Source organism: Micromonospora sp. HK10, from assembly GCF_000982955.1.
Taxonomy (GTDB): Bacteria; Actinomycetota; Actinomycetes; order Mycobacteriales; family Micromonosporaceae; genus Micromonospora.
Window position 1 is genome coordinate 1 of the sequence record NZ_KQ058651.1, and the last position, 1713, is coordinate 1713.

The 1713-nt window shown below is 77.3% G+C and carries 2 protein-coding genes; both read right to left on the reverse strand.

The window, feature by feature from the left end:
• Positions 1-131: 131 nt before the first annotated feature.
• On the reverse strand, positions 132-587 hold the full coding sequence (locus tag LQ51_RS00785; RefSeq protein ID WP_156312937.1) for a hypothetical protein: 456 nt from the start codon (positions 585-587) through the stop codon (positions 132-134).
• Between the two features lie 39 nt (positions 588-626).
• The coding region (locus LQ51_RS00790; protein ID WP_046562653.1) for a D-alanyl-D-alanine carboxypeptidase family protein at positions 627-1713 on the reverse strand (1087 nt) is incomplete at its 5' end.

Consider the following 1713-nt stretch of genomic DNA (forward strand, 5'->3'; position numbering starts at 1 on the left):
GCATCACCCCACCCGCCGGCACAATCCGCACCCGGCGCCCGGCGTTAAGCCACCCGCCGGCACGGTCCGCGCCCGGCCCCGGCGTTACTCCGCCCGCCGGCCGGGTCGGCACACCGCCGGGCGGGAAGCGCTCACCGGATGCCCTGGGACGCCTGGAGCAGCGCGGCGATCACGGCCACGGCGTCACCGACCGAGTCGACCAGCGCCCGGCGGACGGTCCGCGCACCGGGCGGCCGCCCGCCGCCCACCACCGACCGCGCCCACCGGCGGCCCGACCGGCGCATCCGCTCACCGACCGGACGCAGCAGGGTGCCCAGTGCCGGACCGGACAGCCAGGCCCGGCCGGACAGCACGCGGAGCAGACGCCTCAGCCGGCGCCGGGACCGCCGGTATGTCGCGCGCAACGCCCGCCGCAGCGGTCGGGACGGCGCGCTCCCCCACCCCCACCGGCCCCGCACCCCACCCGCGCCCGGCCCTCGGATCGGCCCGGCGGCGGCCACGTGCTGACCGGTACCGGCGCGCCCGACCTCGTGCTGACCGGCACCGGCGCGCCCGGCGTCCACCCCGACGCGTACCCGGGACTCCATGCCCCCGCGGTTACCCAGGGTCGCGGGATCCACGCCGCATCAGGCGCGCCGGCGGCCCACCCGGCGGGTGCGGTTGCGACGGGCGACCAGGACCGTGACGAGCCCTCCGACGGTCAACGCGAGCAGGCCGGAGACGGGCAGGATCACCTTCCAGTCGCCGTCGGCCATCCGGCGCAGCGCGACGCCGGCCGGCCCCTGCCACTGCGGGGGCGGGGCCGGGGCGGGTGGAGTCGGTGAGCCGCTCGGGGCCGCCTGCGCGGCGTCCAGCTCGCCGGGCTCTACCAACCGGCCCACCGAGGCGTCCCGGGGCAGGGCGAAGCCCCAGTCGAGCAGTTGTGCGCCCTGTTGCCAGCCACGTACCGGGCGGGCCTCCGCACCGAGCAGGGTCACCACCAGCCGCCGCCCGCCCCGCTGCGCCGCGCCGACGTAGCTGTGCCGGGCCAGCTCGGTGAAGCCGGTCTTGCCGCCGAGCGCGCCCGGGTAGCGGTAGATGAGCTGGTTCTCGTTCTGGATCTGGAAACCGCCGGCCTTCAGCTTCGGCTGGGCGGGAATCTGGGTGCGCTCGGTACGGGTGTAGCGGCGGAACAGCGGGTTGCCGAAGCAGGCGCGGGCGATCAGCGCGAGGTCGTACGCGCTGGTGAACTGCCCCTTGCCGTCCAGCCCGGAGGGCGTCACCGCGTGGGTCTGCCGGGCGCCGAGGCGGCGGGCCTCCTCGTTCATCGCCCGCACCCCGCCGGCCACGCCGCCCGGGCCACCGCCGAGCCGGGCCAGCACGTTGGCCGCCTCGTTGCCGGAGTTGAGCAGCAACCCCAACCAGACCGTCTCCACCGGGTACCGGCCGCCGACGAGCAGGCCGACCGCGGAGCTGCCGGGGACGATGTCGAGGTCACCGCGGGTCACCGTGACGACCTGCTTCGGGTCGAGCCTGGGCAGCATGGTCGCCGCCAGCAGCAGCTTCTGGGTGCTGGCCGGGGTGCCGTACTCGTGCGGGCCGCAGGCCCCCAGCACGGCGCCGGAGTCCAGGTCGGCGACCAGCCACGTGGTTGCGGTGACCGCCGGTGGCGCGGGCGCACCCGCGGGCGTCACCAGTCCCGCGGTGTCCAGGCGCTCGCCGCCGACGACCCGG